The organism is Pseudomonas sp. 478, from assembly GCF_003254125.1.
Taxonomy (GTDB): domain Bacteria; phylum Pseudomonadota; class Gammaproteobacteria; order Pseudomonadales; family Pseudomonadaceae; genus Aquipseudomonas.
Genome location: NZ_QKZG01000008.1, coordinates 14,825 through 38,820, shown reverse-complemented (window position 1 = coordinate 38,820; position 23,996 = coordinate 14,825). Strand labels below are relative to the sequence as shown.

Below are 23,996 nucleotides of genomic sequence, written 5' to 3'. Positions count from 1 at the left end.
CTTTGCCTGCCTTGCCATGGACACCATGACCGAGAACGACTATCTGATCGCTTGGGGCCTCTACGCCTTCGCCGCTTTGGGCTGCCTGTTGGTGTGGATGCGTATCACCCGCTGGATGTGGCGCTGGCTGCGTGAGCCGCTGCGGCTATTGGTTGCTGTGTTGCTGTTCAGCCCGACCATCATTGATCCGGTGAAGGAAAAGGTTGCCCCGGCCATCGCCATTACTGCCCTTGATCTATTGTTCAAGGTCGGCAACAACGCCTGGCGCGCAATTTCCGACCTGTTCATGTACGGCATGATCGCCTTCGGCATTTACCTGGTATTTGTGGCGATCCGTTTCCCTATCGAACGTGCGTCCAACGCTCGCAAGGAACAGGCTGCCGCTGCCAAGGCTGCGGCCAGGTCCGATGATCCTGAAGAGGATCATCCCTTCGGCGGTGCGGGCGATGATCGTTACGGTCGTCCACCGGTGCCGAGCAACCCTCAGCGAATGCGGGTCGAACCGCGACTGTAACCTGCCCCTGCCTTTGAGCGAGAATCCGAGCATGTGTGAGTTATTGGGCATGAGCGCCAATGTGCCGACCGATATCGTGTTCAGCTTCACCGGGCTGATGCAGCGCGGCGGCCGCACCGGTCCGCACCGTGACGGCTGGGGCATCGCTTTTTACGAGGGCCGTGGCCTGCGCCTGTTTCAGGACCCGGCGGCGAGCTGTGAGTCCGAGGTCGCGAACCTGGTGCAGCGCTATCCGATCAAGAGCGAAGTGGTGATCGGGCACATCCGCCAGGCCAACGTCGGCAAGGTCTGCCTGTCCAATACCCATCCGTTTGTGCGTGAGCTGTGGGGCCGTAACTGGTGTTTCGCCCACAACGGCCAACTCGCGGACTTTCAACCGATCAAGCGGTTTTACCGCCCGGTCGGCGATACCGACAGTGAGGCGGCGTTCTGCGATTTGCTCAACCGCGTGCGCGCAGCGTTCCCGGAACCGGTCGAGGTCGAAGAACTGCTGCCAGACCTGGTGGCCGCCTGCGCTGAATACCGCAGCAAAGGCGTGTTCAATTGCCTGCTCAGCGATGGCGACTGGTTGTTCTGCTATTGCTCGACCAAACTGGCGCAAATCACCCGTCGCGCGCCCTTCGGCCCGGCGCGCTTGAAGGACGTCGATGTGATCGTCGATTTCCAGGCCGAAACCACGCCCAACGACGTGGTCACGGTGATCGCCACCGAACCGTTGACCGAAAACGAAACCTGGACCCGCTACGAACCGGGCCAATGGAGCCTCTGGCGACGCGGTGAATGCGTCAGCCAGGGCAAGACCGAATAAGGATTTCCCTTCATGTTGCTCAGTTATCTACGGCTGGTGTTGTTCGCGGCGGGCCTGTTGATCGGTGTCCAGGTGCCGGGATTCATCAACGACTATGCCAAGCGCGTCGAAGCGCATCTGATTGAGGCGCAGACCGGTCTGAGCGGTTTTCAGGGCACGGCGAATCAGTTCTTCAAGGGTGACATGCAGGCATTGGTGGCCCATTACCGCGCCAGCGAAGACCCGATCTTTCGCAGCGATGCCGACAGCCTGAGCACCTTGTTGACCCGTCAACTGGCCCTCGATAAACAGTTCCAGGCCATGCAGGGGCCGTGGTACATCCGCTTCCTGCAGGTTGCATTGGCAGCTGATCCGGATATTCGCAAGGAAACCTGGAACGGCTACAGTTACCAGATCCTGCTGACGCCGGAAGCGATGATCTGGGGCATGAGCGGGGCGTTGCTGTTGTCGTTCGGCATTGAATGCCTGTTCCGTCTGATCGACTGGGTGGTGCTGGGCGGCAAACGCCTGCGCCAGAGCCGGCCGATCGAAGATCGGGATGTGCGCGGGTTGTAAGGGGGTTACGCGATCTCTGTGGCGAGGGGGTTTACCCCCGTTCGGCTGCGCAGCAGTCGTAAAACCGGCACACGCGGTTTACCTGATACATCGAGGCGTCTGGTTTTGGGGCCGCTTCGCGACCCAACGGGGGTGAACCCCCTCGCCACAGGGGGGCGGTGTTCAGCGGGCTAGGACGATGTAGTTCTCACCCACCTTCTTCGCATACCCGTCCAGCACCTGCTGACACAACGCCACGATTTCTTCGACCCACTCCACGCCAACCCGCCACGACACCACCACCTGCAAGTTCGGTGGCCGTTGATCGATGGCCAGCAAGGTCAACTCCCCCCGCGCCAGTTCCTCGGCGACCAGCACCGGTGGCAGCGCGCCAATACCGAAACCGTCCCGCAGCAACCGGGTGATCGCCGATACCGAGTTCACGCAGTTCAACCGTGGCGTCAGGATGCCGTTGGCCTGCATCAGGGCGAGAATCTCCTGATGCGGATGGGAGTTTTTCGAATAGGTAATGATCCGTTCCCGCGCCAGATCGGCAATGCCTGAATACTCGCGGTTGTAGATCGAATTCGTAGCCACAATCCAGCCCATCGGGTGACTGGCGAGCTCAAGGCTGCGCACGCTTTCCTGACGCAACAGGTCGGTTTGCAGGATCAGATCGAGAAAGCCTTTTTGCAGCTGATCGCAGAGGTTGAGCGCGGTATCGGCCACCAACTCGATTTCCACCAGCGGATAGTGATCCATCATTTGCGCCACCAACGGGCTCAACCAGGTATGGATGACCGTGTCCATCACACCAATGCGAACCCGTCCGACCTTGCTCGAGCGGGTTTCGATCGACTGCTTGAGGGCTTGCATGGTGTCCATCATTTGCTCGGCGTACTCGAGCACTTTCAAGCCTTCGGGCGTCAGGCTCACACCACGTGAATCGCGCAGGAACAGCTTCACCCCGAGCTCGCCTTCAAGCACGGCAATGCGGCTGGAAATCGACGCCTGGGTGGTGAAGAGCTTGTCTGCCGTCAGGCGAAAACTCTTGAGTCGGGCGACCCAGACAAAGGTCTCGAGAAACTTCAGGTTCATAAGGACAAATTTTTCTTATGTCTAGAGCGGGTTTTTATTAGTTGGACGCAGCAGGGCCGGGAGCCCAAAAATCAGGTCATCCGGTTCCCACGATAGGCGTCGTCGGGGCTCAGAACAATACCAATAAAAATTAGCGCGGAGATTTGCCATGAGTGCGCCCGACACGCTCGACATCCCCAAAGCCACGGTTCGCCCGGGACCTTTCGACTGGTACCACAACATCAACAAGCAGGAGCGCCGCACCTTCTGGAGCTGCAAGATCGGCTATGGCCTGGACGGCATGGACACCCAGATGCTCAGCTTCGTGGTGCCGACCCTGATTGCGATGTGGGGCATCACCACCGGCGAGGCCGGGTTGATTCACACCAGCACCTTGATCGCCTCGGCCATCGGCGGTTGGGTGGCGGGGATTCTCTCCGACCGCATCGGTCGCGTACGCACCTTGCAACTCACCGTGCTGTGGTTCGCCTTCTTCACCTTCCTCTGCGGCTTCGCCCAGAACTACGAGCAACTGCTGATCAGCCGCACGCTGATGGGCTTCGGTTTCGGCGGCGAATGGACCGCCGGCGCGGTGCTGATGGGTGAAGTGATTCGCGCCAAGGACCGCGGCAAAGCGGTGGGCATGGTGCAATCTGGCTGGGCATTGGGTTGGGGGCTGACGGCGATCTTGTATGCGCTGCTGTTCTCGGTACTGCCGCCGGAAGACGCCTGGCGCGCACTGTTCATCCTTGGCATCGTGCCGGCGATCTTTGTGATCTTCGTCCGTCGACTGGTCAAGGACCCGGAAATCTATCGCGAAGCCAAGGCCAAGCAAGAACCCGGCAACCCGGCAAAATTCTACGAGATCTTCGCTCCCGGCATCCTTTTCACCACAATTCGCGCGTCGGTGCTGACCACCGGTGCTCTGGGCGGCTACTACGCGATCACCTCCTGGTTGCCGACCTTTCTGAAGAACGAACGCGGTTTGAGCGTACTCGGTACGGGTGGCTATCTGGCGATGGTGATCATCGGTTCCTACGTCGGCTATGTCATCAGCGCGTATTTGACTGACATCCTCGGGCGTAAAAAGAACTTCATTCTGTTCGCGGTCGGCTCGTTCACCATTGTTCTGCTCTACACCCAATTGCCGGTTAGCAATGGCGTGATGCTCTGGCTAGGCTTTCCTCTGGGCTTCTTCGCTTCGGGGATTTTCAGTGGCATGGGCGCGTTTTTGACCGAGCTGTTTCCAACGCGGATTCGCGGTTCGGGTCAGGGCTTTTGCTACAACATCGGCCGGGCGCTGGCGGCATTGTTCCCGCTGTTGATCGGTTTGATGAGCCAGAAGGTGCCATTGAGTGTGGGAATCGGTGCTTTTGCGGCGGTGTCCTACGGGGTGGTGATTCTTGCGGCCCTGAGCCTGCCGGAAACCCGTGGCAAGCAACTCGAAGCCCAGTAACTTAATGCACAGCAACTGATAATCTGCGGGCAAATGCCTTACAGATAGTAAAGAATAAAACTTACAGGAGTGTTCACCGTGAGCCGCCTGCTATTGAACTGCGACATCGGCGAGAGTTTCGGCAACTGGACCATGGGTCTGGACGCCGAGGTCATGCCCTTCATCGATTGCGCCAATATCGCCTGCGGTTTCCACGCCGGCGACCCGAGCATCATGCGCAAGACCGTAAGCCTGGCCTTGAGCAACGGCGTGCAGATCGGCGCACATCCTGCGTATCAGGATCTGGTCGGCTTCGGCCGCCGTTCCATGGCCTACACCGCCCAGGAACTTCAGGACATTGTGCATTACCAGATCGGCGCCCTCGACGGCATTTGCCGGGCTCAGGGCGCGCGGGTAAGTTACGTCAAACCACACGGCGCGATGTACAACGACATGATGGCCAACCCGGCGCAATTGCGCGCGGTGCTTCAGGCCGTGGCGTCCTATGATCGTGAGTTGCCGCTGATGTTGATGGCCACTCGCGACAACAGCGCAGCCCAGCGATTGGGCGATGAATACGGCGTGACCCTGTGGTTCGAAGCCTTCGCCGATCGCGCTTACGACAGCGCGGGAATGCTGGTCTCGCGGCAACTGCCGGGCGCAGTGCATCACGATCCCGAGACAATCATCGAACAAGCCCTGACCATTGCCCGCGGCGGCAATCTCACGGCCAGCGATGGCAGTGCCTTGCATTTGCAGGCCAACACCCTTTGCGTACACGGCGACAATGCCAGTTCGGTAGCCGCCGTGCGGCGTATTCGCGAAGCACTTGATCAGCAGAGCGCGCCATGAACCTGCGGGTAGAAGTGGTGGCGCTGGATTGTTTGATGGTCCGTCTGTTTGATGAGATCAGCGAAGCCAACATGCCGTGGATGCTCGCCGCCAGTGAAAGTCTGCGTGCTGCATTTGCCGGGCATCTGATCGATCTGGTGCCGTCCTATACGACGTTGATGGTGCATTACGACCTGACCGCGTTGAGTCCGGCTCAGGCTCGGGAGCTGATCGCCGAGGCCTTGATCGATCTGTCGCCCAACGCCTGCACCCGCGGCAAATGTCATGTGTTGCCGGTCTGGTATGACTTGAACGTTGGCCCGGAGTTGAGCCTGTTGTCCCAGCGCAGCGGATTGGCCGTGGATGAAGTGATCCGTCGCCACAGCGCACGTGAATATCAGGTGTTCGCCTTGGGCTTCGCGCCGGGTTTCGCCTTCATGGGGCTGGTGGAAGAAGCGTTGGCCGCGCCGCGTTTGAACACTCCGCGTAAAAAGGTGGCTGCGGGCAGTGTCGGCATCGCCGAACGGCAAACCGCTGCTTATCCGGTGGTGTCCCCCGGTGGCTGGAATCTGATCGGCCGCACCCCGGCCAAATTGTTCGACCGTGAACGCGACGGCTACAGCCTGATGCAACCAGGCGACACGGTGCGCTTCGAAGCCGTCAGCCATGCCGAATTCATCAATCTGGGCGGTGATGACACGCCGTTGGAGGCGCAGGCATGAGCCGTCTATCAATAGAAGCGAGTACACCGCTGTGCCTGTTGCAAGACGCTGGCCGTTTCGGCGTGCGGCATCTGGGCGTGACCCAGGGCGGGGCGGCGGATTGGCGATCGATGTCTTGGGCCAATTGGTTGCTGGGCAATGGCCTGGATGCACCGGTGATTGAAATCACCCTCGGCGGGTTTACCGTCGTGGCCCAAGAGGATTGCGTGCTGGCGTTGGCCGGGGCGGATTTGGGGGCGCAGGTGGATGGCGAGGCGTTGGCGCCGTGGCGCAGTTTCAGGCTGAACAAAGGTCAGCGATTGCAATTCACTCAGCCGCTGCTTGGCGCCCGGGCATATTTGGCGGCCCCGGGCGGATTTGATGCGCCAAAGGTGTTGGGCAGTAGCGCAACGGTGGTCCGTGAGGAGCTCGGTGGGCTTGACGGTATGGGCCGGGCGTTGGCCAAAGATGCGCAGTTGAGCTACTCGGGCAGCTCGCTGTTACTGCTGCGGCAATTGGCGCCCGAACAGGTGCCGGATTTCAAACTCAACGCGCCGCTGGACCTGGTGCTCGGCGCCCAGATCGGCGAGTTCAGTGGACAGAGTTCGTTTGACGCGTTCAACAGCATCTGGACCCTCGACAGTCGTGCCGACCGGATGGGCATCCGCTTGCTGGGAACGGCGTTGCAGTATCAGGGTAAGCCGATGATTTCCGAAGGCATCCCGCTGGGCGCGGTTCAGGTGCCGCCGGACGGGCAGCCAATTGTGCTGCTCAATGATCGGCAGACCATTGGCGGTTATCCGCGATTGGGGGCGTTGACGCCATTGGCGCTGGCGCGACTGGCGCAGTGTTTGCCGGGGGCGAAGGTGCGGTTGAAACCGGTGGTGCAGGATGTTGCGCATCGGGAGCAGGTCGAGTACCTACGCCGGTTTGTGAACCGCTAAAAGCATCGCGAGCAGGCTCGCTCCCACATTGGATTTTGGTCGTACACAAATAATATGCACGCTGGAGATCAACTGTGGGAGCGAGCCTGCTCGCGATAGCGTCAGGACAGACAACAGAGATTACTTGGAGAGAAACCGCATCCCTTCTTCCAACCCCCGCAACGTCAGCGGATACATCTGGTCGTTAATCAAGTCCCGCACGATGTTGGTCGAAGACGTATAACCCCACGTATCTTTCGGATACGGGTTGATCCAGATGACCTTCTTGTACTTCTCCATGAACCGCTGCATCCACACATAACCCGCTTCTTCGTTCCAGTGCTCGACGCTGCCGCCGGCCTGGGTGATTTCGTATGGGGCCATGGCGGCATCACCGATGAAGATCACTTTGTAATCAGCGCCGTATTTGTGCAGCAGATCCTGGGTCGAAGTGCGCTCGGACGTGCGGCGCATGTTGTTCTTCCATACCGATTCATAAACGAAGTTGTGGAAGTAGAAATACTCCAAGTGCTTGAACTCGGTCTTGCAGGCCGAGAACAGCTCTTCGCAGATCTTCACATGGGCGTCCATCGAGCCGCCGATGTCGAACAGCAGCAACAACTTGACGGTGTTGCGCCGCTCCGGACGCATCTGAATATTCAGCAGCCCGGCATCGCGCGCGGTGTGGTCGATGGTGCCATCGATGTCCAGCTCTTCCGCCGCACCCTGGCGCGCGAATTTGCGCAGCCGTCGCAGGGCGACCTTGATGTTGCGCGTGCCCAGTTCGACCGAATCGTCGAGGTTCTTGTATTCGCGCTGATCCCAGACCTTGACCGCTTTGCCCTGGCGTTTGCCGGCATCGCCGACCCGAATGCCTTCCGGGTTGAAGCCCCCGGAGCCAAACGGACTGGTGCCGCCAGTGCCGATCCACTTGTTACCGCCGGCATGGCGTTCTTTCTGTTCTTCGAGGCGTTTCTTGAACTCTTCGATCAGCTTGTCCAGGCCACCGAGGGACTGGATCGCCGCCCGCTCTTCGTCGGTCAGCGAACGCTCGAACTCCTTGCGCAACCAGTCTTCCGGGATCAAGGCCTGAAGGTGGTCGTCGAGTTTTTCCAGGCCATTGAAATAGGCGCCGAAGGCCCGGTCGAACTTGTCGAAATGCTTTTCGTCCTTCACCAGAATCGCCCGGGACAAGTAATAAAACTCGTCCATGTCGGCGAAGGTCACGCGCTGTTTCAGCGCGTTGATCAGGTCGAGCAGCTCCCGTACCGAGACCGGTACCTTGGCTGCGCGCATTTCATTGAACAGGTTAAGCAGCATGGCTATCGCCCTCTATCTTGTTAAACAGAGGGATCAGCGAGTGCCGCGACGGCTCATGAACGCCAGACGCTCAAGCAATTGCACGTCTTGTTCGTTCTTTACCAACGCGCCGGCCAGTGGCGGAATGGCCTTGGTCGGATCGCGCTCGCGAAGCACCGCTTCGCCGATGTTGTCGGCCATCAGCAGCTTCAGCCAGTCCACCAGTTCGGAGGTCGATGGCTTCTTCTTCAGGCCCGGCACCTTGCGCACATCGAAGAAAACGTCCAGCGCTTCGCTGACCAGGTCTTTCTTGATGTTTGGGTAGTGCACATCGACGATCCTCTGCATCGTGATGCGATCTGGAAAGGCGATGTAGTGGAAGAAGCAGCGGCGCAGGAAGGCGTCCGGCAGTTCTTTCTCGTTGTTGGAGGTAATGATGATGATCGGGCGTTTCTTGGCCTTGATGGTCTCGTCGATCTCGTAAACGTAGAACTCCATCTTGTCGAGTTCTTGCAGCAGGTCGTTCGGGAATTCGATGTCGGCCTTGTCGATTTCGTCGATCAGCAGGATCACCCGCTCTTCGGATTCGAAGGCTTCCCAGAGCTTGCCTTTTTTCAGGTAGTTGCGAACGTCGTGAACCTTTTCCGTGCCCAGTTGTGAGTCGCGCAGACGGCTGACCGCGTCGTACTCGTACAGGCCCTGATGCGCCTTGGTGGTGGACTTGATGTGCCAGGTGATCAGTTTGGCGCCGAAGGACTCGGCCAGTTGCTCGGCGAGCATGGTCTTGCCCGTGCCCGGCTCACCCTTGACCAGCAGCGGACGCTCCAGGGTGATGGCGGCGTTGACTGCCAGCTTCAGGTCATCGGTGGCGACGTAGGCCTGGGTGCCTTCGAACTTCATCTGCTAATCCTCGAACGGTAACGCCGACCTGAACGAGGCAGGGCGGGGCGCAATAATTGTAGTACCCGACTATAACGCGGTGCCCGGTCGACTGTGAACGCAGACGGCTTATTCAGTCTCTGAATGGGGCGTCACATCTTGACTCAGTCTCGGCTGCTGGCCAGTATTGAGCTATCGCCATTTTGGCGATAGCTTGCGGGGCATGTCTACTAAATACCGATTTCGCGATACGTACCGCATTCAGTTACGCGAGAAGGATCACCCGCCGCCCCATGTTCACCTGACCGGTGGCGGGCTGGACGTGATGCTCAGCCTGGAAACCGTCGAAGTGATGGTGGGCAAGGCGCCGCCGCTGATTATCAAGGAAGCGCTGGCGTGGGTCAGGGCCCATCAGGTGCAATTGCTGGAGGATTGGAAACAATGTTACCCATGAAGCGACCACGGCTGTCGGCCGTGCAGGCGTTGCCGGATCACCGCCTTATGCTGACCTTTATCGACGGTCAGCAACTGAACCTGGATTTGAGTCGAGACCTGCGCGCCTACCCTGGATTGCAGCCATTGCTGGAGGTGGTCGCTTTCGAAAGAGCAACCCTGGGTGATGAAGGCTGGAGTGTCGAGTGGCCCGAGCTGGACATCCAGATCGGCGCAGACACCCTGTATCTGGATGCTCTCGCACAAAATGCAGTAGACGAAAACACCCGGATCTTCATCGACTGGCGCGCGCGCACCGGGCTGCCGCTCAATCAGGCGGCCGAAGCGTTGGGGGTCAGTGCCCGCAGCATCACGCGCTACAGCAGTGGTCGTGAAGCTGTTCCGCGATCGCTGGCACTGGCCTGCCTGGGCTGGGACTTCTTGCAGCAGCAATCGAACCCGGCGCGGGCGGCGGAAGAAACCGGTCGTTACACCGTCACACGCAAGTCTTAGCCGGCATCCGGTTTCGGCCGTTCGTACTGGGCATTGAACGCCTCTATGAAACCATTACGCAAAATCTGCAAAAAAGCCTCGAATGCGCTGATATCTCGTTGATGCACGCTGCCTCTGAGCTGGACGCGAGTGGCGAACTGGTTTTTCGGCTGGTTCTTCAGCACATTCTCGGTACCCCCGACGAGTGCTTCCCAGATGGAGCGAAAAATCCCTTTGTCTTTGTTTTCCACGTCCTGTTGCCAATTGAACACGTCGACGTCCTTCAGCAGCGGTTTGATGTAACCCGTCAATTGAGCTTTTTTAGCCTCGGCTTCAATGACCACATCACCGTGACCGGCATTGAAGTCGAACTTGCCATAGGCCGAAGCGAAGTCGTTCATGCGTTTGAGTTCGATGTCTTTGGCCCGCAGGCGGAACTCGAAATCTTCAAAGTTGCTAAAAGGGTCGAAGGTGGCGGTGGTTTCCAGTGGTGCGTGCCCAAGTAGCAGCGCCTTGCCGTCGAAGCGAGCGTCGCGTTTGCCTTTGGTATCGACCACGTTGGTCAGGTTGTAAATGCTGGCATTGACCTGAGTGGCATTCATGTTCACGGGCGGTTTTGAATTGAAGTTTCGGAAGGTGACCCGCCCGTCGTTGATCCGCACTTCGTTCAGGGTAATCGGCAGCAATTTTTCCAATTGTGCCCGCCAGTCGGTGCCTTCACCGGTCTGGGAGTTTTTCTTGTTGGCACCGCCGTCGACGAAGTTCACCTCGGGTTTGTCGAACTGCGCCTCGGCCACCACCGCGTGGTCATACCAGAGCGAGTGCCAGCTGACGGAGAGGTCAATCAATGGTGCGTTGACGAAAGGCACGGGGACCTTGCCATTGACCTTGACGATTTTCAGTCCATTGATTTTGTAGGCGCCGCGCCACAGGGCCAGGTCCACGTCGGTAATCTGCCCGCGGTAGTCACCCATGTTCGCCAATCTTTCGTTGAGGTAGTCGCGCACCACGTAGGGCAGGGCGATGTGCAGGGCAACCAGCAGCACAACGAGGCCGGCGAGGGTCCACAGGGGCCAACTGTATCGACGCTTCATGGCGGCAAATCTCTGGCGGTATAAAGCGATTGACTGCTGCGGTTACGGGACGTTCGACTGACTGGACGACCAAGGGCAACAGGCATACCTTGGAGAGCTTATTTAACGCTGTATAAGGACCCAGCCATGAGCCGTATCTACGCTGACAACGCCCATTCCATCGGCAATACACCGCTGGTGCAGATCAACCGTATCGCCCCGCGCGGCGTGACCATCCTGGCCAAGATCGAAGGGCGTAACCCCGGTTACTCGGTCAAGTGCCGGATCGGTGCAAACATGATCTGGGACGCCGAAAGCACCGGCAAACTCAAGCCTGGCATGACCATCGTCGAACCGACCTCAGGCAACACCGGTATCGGCCTGGCGTTCGTCGCTGCGGCTCGCGGTTACAAGTTGATGCTGACCATGCCGGCGTCCATGAGTATCGAGCGACGCAAAGTGCTCAAGGCTTTGGGGGCCGAACTGGTACTGACCGAACCGGCCAAGGGCATGAAAGGAGCGATCGAAAAGGCGGCTGACATTGTCGCCAGCGACCCGGCGGCCTACTTCATGCCGTCACAGTTTGAAAACCCGGCCAACCCGGCCATCCACGAAAAAACAACCGGTCCGGAAATCTGGAACGACACGGACGGTGCAGTCGACGTACTGGTGGCAGGCGTCGGAACGGGTGGAACCATTACCGGGGTTTCGCGGTATATCAAGAATACCCAGGGCAAACCGATTATTTCGGTGGCGGTGGAGCCAGCGGCGTCGCCAGTTATCACCCAGGCAATGGCCGGTGAAGAAATCAAGCCGAGCCCTCACAAGATCCAGGGTATTGGTGCCGGTTTTGTGCCGAAGAATCTTGATCTGTCGATGGTCGATCGGGTCGAGTTGGTCAGCGATGAAGAATCCAAGGCCATGGCCCTGCGCCTGATGCAGGAAGAAGGGATTTTGAGCGGCATTTCCTGCGGCGCCGCCATGGCGGTGGCCGTTCGCCTGGCGGAAACCCCGGAAATGCAGGGCAAGACCATCGTGGTGATCCTACCGGACTCCGGTGAACGCTACCTGTCGAGCATGCTGTTCAGTGATCTGTTTACCGAGCAGGAGAATCAGCAATAGGCGTTGCGGTTTTTTTGATCCAGTCGGAGGGGGTTGATTCAGGTCAGCCCCCGTTCAGGAGCCTTATGTTAAGAAGTGCTTTATTGCGTAATCCTTAACACTGAATGTTGGGATACACGGGTGTTTCCCGAGGCCGGTAATGTTTATCATGACGGGCTGCCACGTCGGGTAAATGGCGTTATGCAAAGTTGTCTACTATCAAGGAGTTGTTGATGACCGTTTCCCTTGCCGCAAAGGCGTCGCTGTTGTTGCTGTTCTTCGGCAGCACTCTCTATGTGCATTTGCGCGGCAAGGCGCGTTTGCCGGTCTTGCGTCAGTTCGTCAACCATTCAGCGTTGTTCGCGCCCTATAACGCCTTGATGTACCTGTTCTCCAGCGTACCGTCCAAACCCTATCTTGACCGCAGCAAGTTCCCGGAACTGGATGTGCTCAAAGACAACTGGGAAGTCATCCGCGACGAAGCGATGCATTTGTTCGACGAGGGTTACATTCGCGCCGCCGAAAAGAACAACGACGCTGGCTTCGGTTCGTTCTTCAAGAAAGGCTGGAAGCGCTTTTACCTCAAGTGGTACGACAAACCACTGCCATCGGCCGAAGCCCTGTGCCCGAAAACCGTGGCATTGGTCAGTAGCATTCCCAACGTCAAAGGCGCCATGTTCGCGTTGCTGCCAGGCGGCAGCCACCTCAACCCGCACCGTGATCCGTTCGGCGGTTCCCTGCGTTATCACTTAGGGCTGTCGACGCCGAACTCCGACGATTGCCGGATCTTCGTTGACGGTCAGGTCTACGCCTGGCGTGATGGCGAAGACGTGATGTTCGACGAAACCTACGTGCATTGGGTCAAGAATGAAACCGACAAGACTCGGGTCATCCTCTTTTGCGACATCGAACGACCGCTGAGCAACCGCCTGATGACCCGCCTCAACCGCTGGGTCAGTGGTTTTTTGGGTCGCGCCACTGCACCGCAGAATCTTGATGATGAACATGTTGGCGGGATTAACCATGTTTACGCATGGAGCAAGAACTCCAGCGACAAGTTCAGCGGTGTGATCAAACAGTGGAAGCGTCGCAATCCCAAGGCCTACCGCGTGCTGCGACCGGTGTTGGCGGTGGTAGTGTTTACGTTGTTGGGGTATTGGTTGTTTGGGTGATTCCGTGCAAGAAATGAAAAACCGCTCATTGGAGCGGTTTTTTTTCGCCGAAGTTATGGTCGCCCGGCGAGCACGTCAGGTTCGCCTTCGATACCCGTCGCAAGGACCTGTAAAATGCGCCGCTGACTGGCCGTCAGTTCTACTTTGACAGGTTTGTTTTCCTGGGCAGAGGAGCGTTTTCTTATGTGCGGGTTTCTGATGACTCCGTGCATATTTCCTCCGTTATCGGTCATTAATTGAACAGTTTTCACGATACTAGGCTCTCCACAGTTTTGACACGTCGACGCTTCAGCGTCTTCGTAGAAATCGAGTCGTTTATAAATAGAAATTGCACCTTCCAGCGGTTCCTGTACTTCGATGAATCTACTACCGATAATCACGGCGTAATGTTCGATGGCCGAAACAGCGAGGGCCGCAATCCGGTTTTTTAAAGGATGTGCTTCTCGCGGTCGCCCTTCCAATCGCACGATGCGGATTCGTTGCCGACTGTTGTTCGGATTCGCGAAGCATAGTCCGCACAATTCCTCTTCGAACCAGATGGCAATATCCAGAGACAAAGGCTCCTTTGCTTTCCATCCTATGACCTCATTCCATAAAAAGTGTGGATCCTCCCAGCGCTCGCAAGCATCCAGCGCCTGCGCATTGATGGCGTCAAACCGCACCCGCGATAGATCAATGTCCGTTGGGCCTGCCAGTTCCAGTTCATGTTGCAACTGAGCAGCGCTGATAGCAGCAAGCGTTCTAGCCCTCGATCGATACAACTGATACCGAAGATGCGTCCGTTCCCTTGGCATGTGATCTCGTGCATTCCCTGTCCCTCATAGCGGGCGTTTGCATTTCTCTCCAAGGTAGATTGCGGTGCTGCAGCTGTCGTTACTGGCCCTTTGACCAAGTCATTGCAATCTATGTCGCGGGCTGGTTATAGTCGGCGCTCGCCTGCTTTCCCGAGCACGGCCCTCAAAAAAGATCAGCCCAATGCCTGCATCCCTCATCAACGCGGTAGTCGATTCAGCGGTCAACGCTGGCGTCGTGCCGTGCGGGAATCAGCAGCCTGCGCAGATCAGTCATTACCCCCCACCTGTCAGTAGCTCGCCGGTGTGCGCAGTCGTATCACCGCCAGGCGTTGGCTTTTCGGGCTGATCAGCTTTTTTTCTGCTGTTCCCACGCCCGTCTGAAAAAGCGCTCGCTTGAAAAAAACTACTGAATTTCAGCTTCGGCTGAGTTGGCTTTTTGCCTGACTACAGGTGGTATTCATGTTTGTCCTTTCGAAAAACACCGCGCTCGCGGCGGCGTCCACGAGCCTGTTCGTTCTGCTGTGGAGCAGCGGGGCGATCTTCTCCAAATGGGGCCTGGCCCACGCATCACCCTTTGCCTTTCTGCTGTTTCGCTTTGCCATCGCGCTATTCGGTCTGGTGCTGCTGGTGCCGTTGCTCAAGCTGAAGCTGCCCAAGGGCGGCAAGCCGATGGTGTATGCGATGGCCACGGGTGTGGTGTTGCTGGGGGCTTATCAGATTTTCTATCTGCTGGCCCTGGACCTGAAAGTCACCCCGGGAGTGATGGCGACGATCATGGGCGTGCAGCCCATTCTCACGGTGGTGATCATGGAGCGTCAGCGATCAGCCAGCAGAATGTTTGGTCTGACGCTGGGGTTGGCCGGGTTGATCATGGTGGTTTACCAAGGCATCGGTCTGGCCGGTATTTCGCTGGCCGGGATGCTCTTCGGTTTGCTGGCACTGGCGAGCATGACGTTCGGTTCGATCATGCAGAAGCGCATCACCGACAATCCACTCGGCACGCTGCCCGTGCAGTACCTGGCGGGGCTGTTGCTCTGCGGAGTCTTCGTGCCGTTCCAACCCTTTCATTTCGAACACAGCACCGGTTTTATCGTACCGGTGTTGTGGATGGGATTGGTCGTGTCGGTGCTGGCGACCTTGCTGCTGTATCGCCTGATTGCCCGGGGCAACCTGGTGAATGTCACCAGTCTGTTTTACCTGGTGCCAGCGGTAACGGCGGTGATGGACTACCTGATTTTCGGCAACCGGCTGGCGGCGTTGAGCATGCTGGGCATGTTGCTGATCATCATCGGTTTGGTGTTCGTATTCCGTAAAAACGCTTGAAACAAAACAAGGCGCTGCAGAACGCCAATCCGCTGGGGATTCGGCGGTTGGTGGATGGTGAGGTGAGTCAGTCAGCTTTGTAGCGTCTGAACAATCGCCTTCGCGAGCAAGCCCGCTCCCACAGGTTCAGCGCAATCCCTGTGGGAGCGGGCTTGCTCGCGAAGGCGTCATCAGCCGCACCACAACTCTACTTGGTCGCCCCCCCAACAGCCTTCACTACCGAAGGCTTCAACACCAACCACAACGCCGCCGCAATCAACACCCCGCCATAGAGGTGCGCCATCGACAACGGCTCATCCAGCAACAATGCCCCCCACAACACCCCGAACGGCGGAATCAGAAAGGTCGTGGTCATCGACTTCACCGGCCCGACCGAGCTGAGCAGGCGGAAGTAAATAATGTACGCAAGCGCCGTACATACCAGCCCCAACCCCAGCAGCGACAACCAGACACTCCAGCCGCCCCAGCTCTCCGGTGGCTGGCTGATCACGCTGTAACCGAACAGCGGCAACAGAAACAACGTCGCGCCCAGCATGCTGCCCACCGCCGATAGACGACTGTCGAGACCTCCGGCCTGATCGAGCCAGCGGCGCGCGAGGAATCCGGCGAAACCGTAGCAGGTCGTGGCGAGCAGGCAGGCGAGGGCGCCCATCAGCAGTTCCATGTCGAACGCCACCGGACCGGCTCGGGTCAGGATACCCACGCCAAGCAGCCCGAGGAAAACGCCGCCAAGCTTGGCGGCGGTGAGCCTTTCATGAAAGAACAGACCGCCGATCAGCACGCCCATCAATGGCGTGGTGGCGTTGAAAATCGCCGAATAACCGGCCGGCAATACTTGTGCAGCCACCGAATAGAGGGTCGCCGGAATCCCTGAGTTGATCACTCCGAGCAGCATCACGGTTTTGAGTTTGCCTTTGAAATCCCAGCTGATGCGCATCAGACCGAGAATCACCAGCAGGCCGGTAGCGGCAATCGATACGCGGAAAAAAGCAGTGGGGATTGTGCCAATTACCGGGGCGATGATGCGCATGAACAGAAAGCTCGCGCCCCAAATGGCGGCAAGCGATAACAAACGCAGAGTATCGACGGGGTTCACAGCACGTTCCTTCCTTGATGGGCGCGCAAGTGTCGCGCCAGTCCGGACGCAAGGCAATGGTTGCGTTGCGTAACAAAGGGCCACTAAGCTCAGGCCCCACGATAAGCATCAGCCGCCGAGGTTTTACCTATGCCGCAGCAATGGCCAGCCGCCGACATCGCCCGAATGATCCTCGATGGCTTTGACGATTACCGCGAGCATTTCCGCCAGATCACCGACGGCGCCCGGGCTCGCTTCGAGCAGGCCAAGTGGCAGGAGACGCAATCGGCGTCGGCCGCGCGGATCAATCTCTACGAAGAAAAAGTCAGCGAAACGGTGGAACGGCTGCGCATCGCTTTCGACGCCGACACGCTGGATGTCAGCTGCTGGCCGCTGGTCAAAAGCGCTTACATCACGCTGATCGACCTGCGCTTCGACGATGAACTGTCCGAAACCTGGTACAACTCGATCTTCTGCGGGCTGTTCAGCCACGACTTGATCAGCGACGGCTGCATGTTCATTCACACCACCCGGCCGAGCCTGCGCCGGGCCCGCGCCGCACAAACCCGTACCTACAAGCCTCAGGGGCAGCTGTCCGGGATGCTGGCGAGCATTTTTGCCGACTACCGCTTCAGCGAGGATTACGCCGACCTGGCCGGCGACCTGCGCCGCCTCGAAGCACAACTACGTGAAAACCTGCCGGACTGGGTCTGCAAGGACCCGGAATTGAGCGTCGAACTGTTTTCCTCGGTGCTTTACCGCAACAAAGGCGCGTACCTGGTCGGGCGCATCTACACCCAGGACGAACAATGGCCGCTGGTGATTCCGCTGCTGCACCGCGAAGGTCGCGGGATTCAGATCGATGCGCTGATCACCGATGAAGCGGACGTGTCGATCATCTTCTCGTTCACCCGTTCGTATTTCATGGTCGACGTGCCGGTACCGGCGGAGTTCATCGGTTTCCTCAAGCGCATTTTGCCGGGAAAGCACATCGCCGAGCTGTACACCTCGATCGGCTTTTACAAACACGGCAAGTCCGAGTTCTACCGGGCGCTGATCAATCACCTGGCCAACACCGACGACCAGTTCATCATGGCCCCGGGCGTGCGTGGCATGGTGATGAGCGTGTTTACCCTGCCGGGTTTCAACACCGTATTCAAAATCATCAAGGACCGCTTTTCGCCGTCGAAAAACGTCGACCGCGCCACGGTGATCGAGAAGTACCGCTTGGTGAAAAGTGTCGACCGGGTCGGGCGCATGGCCGACACCCAGGAGTTTTCCGACTTCCGTTTCCCGTTGAGCAAGTTCGAGCCGGCCTGTCTGCAAGAATTGCTCGAGGTGGCCGCGTCCACCGTGTCGGTAGAGGACGACACCGTGCTGATCCGCCACTGCTGGACCGAACGGCGGATGACGCCGTTGAACCTGTATCTGGAGAACGCCAACGACGCTCAGGTCCGCGAGGCGCTGGAAGATTACGGCCTGGCGATCAAGCAACTGGCGGCGGCGAACATCTTTCCCGGCGACATGCTGCTGAAGAACTTCGGCGTCACGCGTCACGGGCGGGTGGTGTTTTATGACTATGACGAGATCTGCTTCCTGACCGAGGCCAACTTCCGGCATATCCCTCAACCGCGCACGCCGGAAGACGAGATGGCGTCGGAGCCGTGGTATTCGATTGGGCCGCTGGATGTGTTTCCCGAAGAGTTTCCGCCGTTTTTGTTTGCTGATTCCGGGCAGCGCAAGTTGTTTGATCAGTTGCACGGGGAGCTGTACAACGCCGATTACTGGAAAAGCCTTCAGGAAGCGATTCGCGCCGGGAAGGTGATTGATGTGTTCCCGTATCGGCGCAAAGGCCTGGATAACGAGTAACGGCTGAAAACCACCCCTCACCCCAGCCCTCCCGAAACGTCGGACCGCCCCATGGGGGAGAGGGGGAAAGGGAGCCGATCGGGGGCTTTTCAGAACCTGAGTTCGACTCGGACTTTCAGGTCGATGTCATTCGAAAGAGCAACTCGGTCAGTCCCCTCGCCCCTTTGGGGAGAGGGTTAGGGTGAGGGGTGGCCCTCCCTGACACGCCAAACACCCCCAAATCTGCGACAATCCACCCCCTGCGCCACTAGACGACTTATTGCGTACCTGATGACTGACGAATCGCCTTCCATCGACAAACTGCTGAAAAACCTCGATCACGCCATGCTCGCCGACCGCCACCGGCTGCGGCGGCAGTTGCTTGAGCTGCGCAAAAAACCTGACGAGGCCAAGCTGGCCCAGTGGGTGACGCGCACGCAGGCGTCCTGTGATCAGGTGTTGGCGCGGCGGGCCAGCCTGCCGGTGATTCGTTACGACGACAGCCTGCCGATCGCCGCCAAGCGCGACGAAATCAAAGCAGCGCTGCTCAAGCATCAGGTGCTGATCATTGCCGGTGAAACCGGTTCGGGTAAAACCACCCAGTTGCCGAAGATCTGCCTGGAAATCGGTCGCGGCCAGCATGGCCTGATCGGCCACACCCAGCCCCGTCGAATCGCCGCCCGCAGCGTGGCGAGCCGGGTCGCTGAAGAACTGGCGACGCCGTTGGGGGCGCTGGTCGGCTATCAGGTGCGGTTCGAAGACCAGAGCGATTCCAACACCCTGATCAAACTGATGACCGACGGCATCCTGCTGGCGGAAACCCAGAACGACCGCTACCTCGAACGCTACGACACGATCATCGTCGACGAAGCCCACGAACGCAGCCTGAACATCGACTTCCTGCTCGGTTACCTGAAAACCCTGTTGCCGCGTCGTCCGGACCTGAAAGTCATCATCACTTCGGCGACCATCGACCTGGAGCGTTTCTCCAAGCACTTCGATGACGCGCCGATTGTTGAAGTCTCCGGCCGCACCTTTCCCGTGGAAACCTGGTATCGCCCGCTGACCCTGGAGCAGGATGAGGAGGGCAACCGCGTCGAGGACGACTTGACGGTGGATCAGGCGATCCTCGCCACCCTCGACGAAATCGCCGCGTTCGAACGCAGCGAGCGCAAGAGCCCCGGCGACGTGCTGGTGTTCCTGCCCGGCGAGCGCGAGATTCGCGACGCGGCGGACATGCTGCGCAAGGCCCAGCTCAAGCACACCGAGATTCTGCCGCTCTATGCACGGCTGTCGCCGGCCGAACAGCAGCGGATTTTCCAGTCGCACCCAGGTCGGCGCGTGGTCCTGGCGACCAACGTCGCGGAAACCTCGCTGACCGTGCCGGGCATTCGTTATGTGATCGACAGCGGTACCGCGCGCATCAGCCGTTACAGCTACCGCGCCAAGGTCCAGCGCCTGCCCATCGAAGCCATTTCCCAGGCCAGCGCCAACCAGCGTAAAGGTCGCTGCGGGCGGGTCGAGCCGGGTATTTGTATTCGTCTATACGGTGAAGAAGATTTCATCGGTCGCCCGGAATTTACCGATCCGGAAATCCTGCGCACCAACCTCGCGGCGGTGATTTTGCAGATGCTGCATCTGCGCCTCGGCGAGATCACCGATTTCCCGTTTATCGAGCCGCCGGATGGCAAAGCCATCAGCGACGGTTTCAACCTGCTGCAAGAACTCTCGGCGGTCGACCGCAACAGCCAACTGACGCCGCTTGGCCGCCAATTGGCGCGGCTGCCGGTGGACCCGCGCATGGGCCGCATGCTGCTGGAAGCGGCGAAACTCGGCAGCTTGCAGGAAGTGCTGATCGTCGCCAGCGCCATGTCGATTCAGGACCCGCGCGAGCGTCCGCCGGAACGTCAGCAAGCGGCGGATCAGGCTCACGCGCAATGGAAAGACGTGGACTCGGATTTCGCCGGGCTGGTCAATCTGTGGCGTGGTTTCGAAGAACAGCGTCAGGCCCTGACCGCCAGCCCGCTGCGCAATTGGTGCCGCAAGAACTTCCTGAATTACCTGCGTCTGCGCGAATGGCGCGACTCCCATCGGCAGTTGAGCCTGATCTGCCGCGACATGCAGTTGAGCCTCAACAAAGAACCGGCGGATTACCCGAAACTGCACAAAGCCGTGCTCTCGGGGCTCCTCAGCCAGATCGGCCAGAAAACCGATGAAGGCGATTACCTCGGTGCGCGTCAGCGGCGCTTCTGGATTCACCCGTCATCGGGTCTCGGTAAAAAGCGTCCGCAATGGCTGATGGCGGCCGAACTGGTGGAAACCACCAAGCTCTATGCGCGCATGGTCGCCAAGATCGACGCCGACTGGATCGAGCCGCTGGCTGGGCACCTGATCAAGAAAAACCACTTCGAACCCCATTGGGAGAAGAAGCGAGGTCAAGTCGTGGCGTTCGAGCAGATCACGTTGTTCGGGCTGATCGTGGTCGGTCGCCGGCCGGTGCACTACGGGCCGATCGACCCGGTGGTGTCTCGTGAGTTCTTCATTCGCGAAGGCCTGGTACGCGGCGAGATTCAGTCCAAGGCCAAGTGCCTGACAGCCAATGCGCAGTTGCTGGAACAGCTCGACGAACTGGAAGCCAAGGCTCGCCGTCGCGACATTCTGGCCGACGAAGAAACCCTGTATGCCTTCTACGATGCACGACTGCTGGCGGAGATCCACCAGACTGCGACCTTCGACAGCTGGTATCGGGTCAACAGTCAGAAAGACCCGCAGCTGCTGATCATGCGCGAAGAAGACGTGCTGGCCCGCGAGGCGAGTGAAGTCACCGCTTTGCATTACCCGGACACCTTGCACATCGGTGATCTGGAGTTGGCGCTCAGTTACCACTTCGAACCGAACCATCCACGCGACGGCGTAACCCTGCGCGTGCCGGCGCCGTTGTTGCCGATGCTGCCGCCTGAGCGCCTGGAATGGCTGGTGCCGGGCGTAATCGAGGCCAAGTGCATCGCGCTGGTGCGCAACCTGCCCAAAGCCCTGCGCAAGAATTTCGTACCGGTGCCGGACTTCGTCAAAGCCGCATTGCAGCGCATGACTTTTGCCGAGGGCTCGTTGCCTCAAGCGCTGGGTCGTGAACTGTTGCGCATGACCGGTGCGCGGGTCAGTGATGAAGCCTGGGCCGAAGCGTCGCAGCAGGTCGACAGTCATTTGCGGATGAACCTGGAAATCGTCGACGGCCAAGGCAAGTTCCTCGGTGAAGGGCGCGATCTGGCGGAACTGACCGCACGCTTTGCCGAAGCCAGTCAGGCTGCATTGGCTGTGCCGCAAACCGCGAAAAACCAGCAACCGGTGGAGCCGAAAGTGTTTGCCGCCGTCGCCGAGAAAACCCAGCAGAAGATCGCCGGGTTATCGATGACGGTGTATCCGGCGCTGGTGGAAGAGAGTGGCACGGTCAAGGAAGGACGTTTCTCGACGCCGGCCGAAGCCGAGTTTCAACATCGCCGCGCCTTGCAGCGTTTGCTGATGCAGCAGTTGGCTGAACCGGCGAAGTTCCTGCGCAGCAAGTTGCCGGGGCTGACCGAATTGGGCTTGATGTACCGCGACATGGGGCGCGTCGACAGTCTGGTCGAAGACATTCTGCTGGCCAGCCTCGACAGCTGCATTCTCGACGGCGAAGACCCGCTGCCACGGGATGGCGCCGGGTTGGCTTCACTGGCTGAACGCAAGCGCGGCGGCTGGACCGAGCATGCCGAGCGCTTGGCCAAGCTGACGCTGGAGATTCTCAAGCTCTGGCACGGCCTGCAAAAACGCTTCAAGGGCAAGATCGACCTGGCGCAAGCCGTGGCCCTGAACGACATCAAACAGCAACTCAGTCATCTGGTGTATCCGGGCTTCGTCCGGGAAACCCCGATGCAGTGGCTCAAGGAGTTGCCGCGGTATCTGAAAGCGGTCGAGCAGCGCTTCGAGAAAATCGGCGCTCAGGTGCAGAGGGACCGGGTCTGGAGCGGCGAGTTGTCTGGTCTGTGGACGCAATATCAAACCCGCGCCAACAAACATGCCCAGGAAGGCAAACGCGATCCGCAGCTGGAACTCTATCGCTGGTGGCTGGAGGAATATCGGGTTTCCCTGTTTGCCCAACAATTGGGGACGAAGGTGCCGATCTCCGACAAGCGCCTGAACAAGCAATGGACCCAGGTCGAACCGTAAACCCTGTGGGAGCGGGCTTGCTCGCGAAGGGGCCATCAGCTTCAACATCAATGTTGACTGATACACCGCTTTCGCGAGCAAGCCCGCTCCCACATTAGGTACGCGTTACTCTCGCAAAAGGCGCCAAAACCCATTGTTTATGGCAAACTTCGCGCCTATAAACGCCGGCCCCGCGGTTTTGAGCCTTCACAGGTCTGGGCGGATCGGAATAAAGCGATGCCAGGTTTGCTCCCCCTGACGGGAGCAGATCCTTTGTGTGTTGGTACGTCGGTGCCAACACTTTCTGCCTGAACAGATTAGAGAAACGACCATGCATAACGTCGTCATCAGCGGCACCGGCCTGTACACCCCGGCCAACAGCATCTCCAACGAAGAGCTGGTGCAGTCTTTCAACGCCTACGTCGCGCAATTCAACGCCGACAACGCCGACGCTATCGCGCGCGGCGAAATCGAAGCGTTGACCGAATCCAGCGTGGCGTTTATCGAAAGGGCGTCTGGCATCAAAAGCCGCTTTGTCATGGACAAGGAAGGCATCCTCGACCCGCAACGCATGGCGCCACGCCTGCCGGAACGCTCGAATGACGAGTGGTCCGTGCTTTGCCAAATGGCCATCGGCGCCGCCGAGCAAGCCTTGCAGCGTGCCGGCAAGACCGCCGCGGACATCGATGGCGTGATCGTCGCCTGCTCCAACCTGCAACGGGCCTATCCGGCCATCGCCATCGAAGTCCAGGAAGCCTTGGGCATCCAGGGTTTCGGTTTCGACATGAACGTTGCCTGCTCCTCGGCGACCTTCGGCATTCAGGCTGCGGCCAACAGCGTGCAACTGGGCCAGGCCCGGGCGATCCTGATGGTCAACCCGGAAGTCTGCACCGGTCACCTGAACTTCCGCGACCGTGACAGCCACTTCATCTTCGGCGACGCCGCGACTGCGGTGATCATTGAACGTGCTGACCTGGCAACGTCCAAGTACCAGTTCGACATCGTCAGCACCAAGCTGCTGACCAAGTTTTCCAACAACATCCGCAACAACTTTGGCTTCCTCAACCGCGCGGCGGAAGAGGGCATCGGCGCCAAGGACAAACTGTTCGTGCAGGAAGGCCGCAAGGTGTTCCGCGATGTCTGCCCGATGGTCGCCGAGCTGATCGCTACGCACCTGGAAGAGAACACGCTCAACATCGGCGACGTGAAACGCTTCTGGCTGCACCAGGCCAACCTCAGCATGAACCACCTGATCGTCAAGAAGCTGCTGGGCCGCGAAGCCACCGAAGAAGAAGCCCCGGTGATTCTCGACACCTACGCCAACACCAGCTCCGCCGGTTCCGTGATTGCGTTTCACAAGAACCAGGACGATCTGGCCGCCGGTTCGCTGGCCGTGCTCAGCTCGTTCGGCGCTGGTTACTCGATTGGTAGCGTGATTCTGCGCAAGCGCTGATCGCTATTGTGATGAGGGGCATTTCTGCCAAGTGAGATTACCTTGTGGCG

General features: G+C 59.0%; 21 protein-coding genes. 15 read left to right on the top strand and 6 right to left on the bottom strand.

Annotation, left to right across the window (positions count from 1 at the left end):
• Nucleotides 1-16: 16 nt before the first annotated feature.
• From DFS28_RS17520 to DFS28_RS17510, 3 genes are read left to right on the top strand one after another with little or no spacing between them, the layout of a single operon-like run.
• Entirely contained in the window at nucleotides 17-514 is a 498-nt protein-coding gene (locus tag DFS28_RS17520; protein ID WP_111450802.1) for an MFS transporter, read from the top strand.
• Between the two features lie 31 nt (nucleotides 515-545).
• Complete coding sequence (locus tag DFS28_RS17515) at nucleotides 546-1,322, top strand: class II glutamine amidotransferase (RefSeq protein ID WP_111450801.1); 777 nt, start codon at nucleotides 546-548, stop codon at nucleotides 1,320-1,322.
• A gap of 12 nt (nucleotides 1,323-1,334) precedes the next feature.
• Nucleotides 1,335-1,877 (top strand): DUF2937 family protein, encoded by a 543-nt coding sequence (locus DFS28_RS17510; protein WP_111450799.1) that lies wholly within the window; start codon nucleotides 1,335-1,337, stop codon nucleotides 1,875-1,877.
• Between the two features lie 162 nt (nucleotides 1,878-2,039).
• Here DFS28_RS17510 and DFS28_RS17505 read toward each other — a convergent pair whose 3' ends face one another.
• On the bottom strand, nucleotides 2,040-2,954 hold the full coding sequence (locus DFS28_RS17505) for a LysR family transcriptional regulator (RefSeq protein WP_111450798.1): 915 nt from the start codon (nucleotides 2,952-2,954) through the stop codon (nucleotides 2,040-2,042).
• 148 nt (nucleotides 2,955-3,102) lie between these two features.
• Between DFS28_RS17505 and DFS28_RS17500 the strand changes: the two genes are divergently transcribed.
• From DFS28_RS17500 to DFS28_RS17485, 4 genes are all read left to right on the top strand, one after another.
• Nucleotides 3,103-4,389: an MFS transporter gene (locus tag DFS28_RS17500; protein ID WP_111450797.1), complete on the top strand. Its 1,287-nt coding sequence runs from the start codon at nucleotides 3,103-3,105 to the stop codon at nucleotides 4,387-4,389.
• 78 nt (nucleotides 4,390-4,467) lie between these two features.
• Nucleotides 4,468-5,220: a 5-oxoprolinase subunit PxpA gene (locus DFS28_RS17495; protein ID WP_111450796.1), complete on the top strand. Its 753-nt coding sequence runs from the start codon at nucleotides 4,468-4,470 to the stop codon at nucleotides 5,218-5,220.
• Nucleotides 5,217-5,921, top strand: a complete 705-nt coding sequence (locus DFS28_RS17490; RefSeq protein WP_111450795.1) for an allophanate hydrolase subunit 1 — start codon at nucleotides 5,217-5,219, stop codon at nucleotides 5,919-5,921. The genes DFS28_RS17495 and DFS28_RS17490 overlap by 4 nt, the downstream gene beginning before the upstream one ends.
• Entirely contained in the window at nucleotides 5,918-6,844 is a 927-nt protein-coding gene (locus DFS28_RS17485; protein WP_111450794.1) for a biotin-dependent carboxyltransferase family protein, read from the top strand. The genes DFS28_RS17490 and DFS28_RS17485 overlap by 4 nt, the downstream gene beginning before the upstream one ends.
• 120 nt (nucleotides 6,845-6,964) lie before the next feature.
• Here DFS28_RS17485 and DFS28_RS17480 read toward each other — a convergent pair whose 3' ends face one another.
• Nucleotides 6,965-8,143, bottom strand: a complete 1,179-nt coding sequence (locus DFS28_RS17480) for a VWA domain-containing protein (protein WP_008153157.1) — start codon at nucleotides 8,141-8,143, stop codon at nucleotides 6,965-6,967.
• A gap of 33 nt (nucleotides 8,144-8,176) precedes the next feature.
• A complete protein-coding gene (locus DFS28_RS17475; protein WP_008067574.1) occupies nucleotides 8,177-9,022 on the bottom strand; it encodes a MoxR family ATPase in 846 nt (281 codons plus the stop codon).
• Between the two features lie 202 nt (nucleotides 9,023-9,224).
• Between DFS28_RS17475 and DFS28_RS17470 the strand changes: the two genes are divergently transcribed.
• Nucleotides 9,225-9,455, top strand: a complete 231-nt coding sequence (locus DFS28_RS17470) for a DUF4160 domain-containing protein (RefSeq protein WP_165934043.1) — start codon at nucleotides 9,225-9,227, stop codon at nucleotides 9,453-9,455.
• A complete protein-coding gene (locus tag DFS28_RS17465; protein WP_111450792.1) occupies nucleotides 9,443-9,946 on the top strand; it encodes a DUF2442 domain-containing protein in 504 nt (167 codons plus the stop codon). Before DFS28_RS17470 ends, DFS28_RS17465 begins: the two co-directional genes overlap by 13 nt.
• Here DFS28_RS17465 and DFS28_RS17460 read toward each other — a convergent pair.
• Nucleotides 9,943-11,019, bottom strand: coding sequence for a DUF748 domain-containing protein (locus DFS28_RS17460; RefSeq protein ID WP_111450791.1), 1,077 nt, complete (start codon nucleotides 11,017-11,019; stop codon nucleotides 9,943-9,945). The two genes, DFS28_RS17465 and DFS28_RS17460, sit on opposite strands and share 4 nt — an antisense overlap.
• A 126-nt stretch (nucleotides 11,020-11,145) precedes the next feature.
• On the opposite strand from DFS28_RS17460, the gene cysK reads away from it, so the two are divergent.
• Together cysK and DFS28_RS17450 are read left to right on the top strand one after the other, a co-directional pair.
• Entirely contained in the window at nucleotides 11,146-12,120 is a 975-nt protein-coding gene (gene cysK, locus DFS28_RS17455; RefSeq protein WP_111450790.1) for a cysteine synthase A, read from the top strand.
• Nucleotides 12,121-12,332: 212 nt separating this feature from the next.
• Complete coding sequence (locus DFS28_RS17450) at nucleotides 12,333-13,271, top strand: aspartyl/asparaginyl beta-hydroxylase domain-containing protein (RefSeq protein WP_111450789.1); 939 nt, start codon at nucleotides 12,333-12,335, stop codon at nucleotides 13,269-13,271.
• A gap of 53 nt (nucleotides 13,272-13,324) precedes the next feature.
• Here the strand turns inward: DFS28_RS17450 and DFS28_RS17445 are convergent, their stop codons facing one another.
• The gene (locus DFS28_RS17445; protein ID WP_306109819.1) at nucleotides 13,325-14,065 is read right to left on the bottom strand and encodes a hypothetical protein; all 741 of its coding nucleotides are present in this window, start codon (nucleotides 14,063-14,065) and stop codon (nucleotides 13,325-13,327) included.
• Nucleotides 14,066-14,524: 459 nt separating this feature from the next.
• Here DFS28_RS17445 and DFS28_RS17440 point away from each other — a divergent pair, with 459 nt between their 5' ends.
• Complete coding sequence (locus DFS28_RS17440; RefSeq protein WP_111450788.1) at nucleotides 14,525-15,388, top strand: DMT family transporter; 864 nt, start codon at nucleotides 14,525-14,527, stop codon at nucleotides 15,386-15,388.
• Between the two features lie 187 nt (nucleotides 15,389-15,575).
• Here DFS28_RS17440 and DFS28_RS17435 read toward each other — a convergent pair whose 3' ends face one another.
• Nucleotides 15,576-16,484 (bottom strand): DMT family transporter, encoded by a 909-nt coding sequence (locus DFS28_RS17435; protein ID WP_111450787.1) that lies wholly within the window; start codon nucleotides 16,482-16,484, stop codon nucleotides 15,576-15,578.
• A gap of 129 nt (nucleotides 16,485-16,613) precedes the next feature.
• Between DFS28_RS17435 and aceK the strand changes: the two genes are divergently transcribed.
• The 3 genes from aceK (at nucleotide 16,614) to DFS28_RS17415 (ending at nucleotide 23,946) form a co-directional block, all read left to right on the top strand.
• On the top strand, nucleotides 16,614-18,332 hold the full coding sequence (gene aceK / locus DFS28_RS17430; RefSeq protein ID WP_111450786.1) for a bifunctional isocitrate dehydrogenase kinase/phosphatase: 1,719 nt from the start codon (nucleotides 16,614-16,616) through the stop codon (nucleotides 18,330-18,332).
• Nucleotides 18,333-18,602: 270 nt separating this feature from the next.
• Nucleotides 18,603-22,514, top strand: a complete 3,912-nt coding sequence (hrpA, locus tag DFS28_RS17425; RefSeq protein ID WP_111450785.1) for an ATP-dependent RNA helicase HrpA — start codon at nucleotides 18,603-18,605, stop codon at nucleotides 22,512-22,514.
• A 310-nt stretch (nucleotides 22,515-22,824) separates the two neighbouring features.
• A complete protein-coding gene (locus DFS28_RS17415) occupies nucleotides 22,825-23,946 on the top strand; it encodes a beta-ketoacyl-ACP synthase III (protein ID WP_111450784.1) in 1,122 nt (373 codons plus the stop codon).
• Nucleotides 23,947-23,996: the final 50 nt, after the last annotated feature.

Coding starts and splice junctions, on each gene's coding strand:
- DFS28_RS17415 (WP_111450784.1), top strand. CDS start 22,825: ATGCATAACGTCGTCATCAGCGGCACCGGCCTGTACACCCCGGCCAAC.
- DFS28_RS17480 (WP_008153157.1), bottom strand. CDS start 8,143: ATGCTGCTTAACCTGTTCAATGAAATGCGCGCAGCCAAGGTACCGGTC.
- DFS28_RS17510 (WP_111450799.1), top strand. CDS start 1,335: ATGTTGCTCAGTTATCTACGGCTGGTGTTGTTCGCGGCGGGCCTGTTG.
- DFS28_RS17490 (WP_111450795.1), top strand. CDS start 5,217: ATGAACCTGCGGGTAGAAGTGGTGGCGCTGGATTGTTTGATGGTCCGT.
- hrpA (WP_111450785.1), top strand. CDS start 18,603: ATGACTGACGAATCGCCTTCCATCGACAAACTGCTGAAAAACCTCGAT.
- DFS28_RS17505 (WP_111450798.1), bottom strand. CDS start 2,954: ATGAACCTGAAGTTTCTCGAGACCTTTGTCTGGGTCGCCCGACTCAAG.
- DFS28_RS17440 (WP_111450788.1), top strand. CDS start 14,525: ATGTTTGTCCTTTCGAAAAACACCGCGCTCGCGGCGGCGTCCACGAGC.
- DFS28_RS17445 (WP_306109819.1), bottom strand. CDS start 14,065: ATGCCAAGGGAACGGACGCATCTTCGGTATCAGTTGTATCGATCGAGG.
- DFS28_RS17500 (WP_111450797.1), top strand. CDS start 3,103: ATGAGTGCGCCCGACACGCTCGACATCCCCAAAGCCACGGTTCGCCCG.
- aceK (WP_111450786.1), top strand. CDS start 16,614: ATGCCGCAGCAATGGCCAGCCGCCGACATCGCCCGAATGATCCTCGAT.
- DFS28_RS17450 (WP_111450789.1), top strand. CDS start 12,333: ATGACCGTTTCCCTTGCCGCAAAGGCGTCGCTGTTGTTGCTGTTCTTC.
- DFS28_RS17485 (WP_111450794.1), top strand. CDS start 5,918: ATGAGCCGTCTATCAATAGAAGCGAGTACACCGCTGTGCCTGTTGCAA.
- DFS28_RS17520 (WP_111450802.1), top strand. CDS start 17: ATGGACACCATGACCGAGAACGACTATCTGATCGCTTGGGGCCTCTAC.
- DFS28_RS17460 (WP_111450791.1), bottom strand. CDS start 11,019: ATGAAGCGTCGATACAGTTGGCCCCTGTGGACCCTCGCCGGCCTCGTT.
- DFS28_RS17470 (WP_165934043.1), top strand. CDS start 9,225: ATGTCTACTAAATACCGATTTCGCGATACGTACCGCATTCAGTTACGC.
- DFS28_RS17475 (WP_008067574.1), bottom strand. CDS start 9,022: ATGAAGTTCGAAGGCACCCAGGCCTACGTCGCCACCGATGACCTGAAG.
- cysK (WP_111450790.1), top strand. CDS start 11,146: ATGAGCCGTATCTACGCTGACAACGCCCATTCCATCGGCAATACACCG.
- DFS28_RS17465 (WP_111450792.1), top strand. CDS start 9,443: ATGTTACCCATGAAGCGACCACGGCTGTCGGCCGTGCAGGCGTTGCCG.
- DFS28_RS17515 (WP_111450801.1), top strand. CDS start 546: ATGTGTGAGTTATTGGGCATGAGCGCCAATGTGCCGACCGATATCGTG.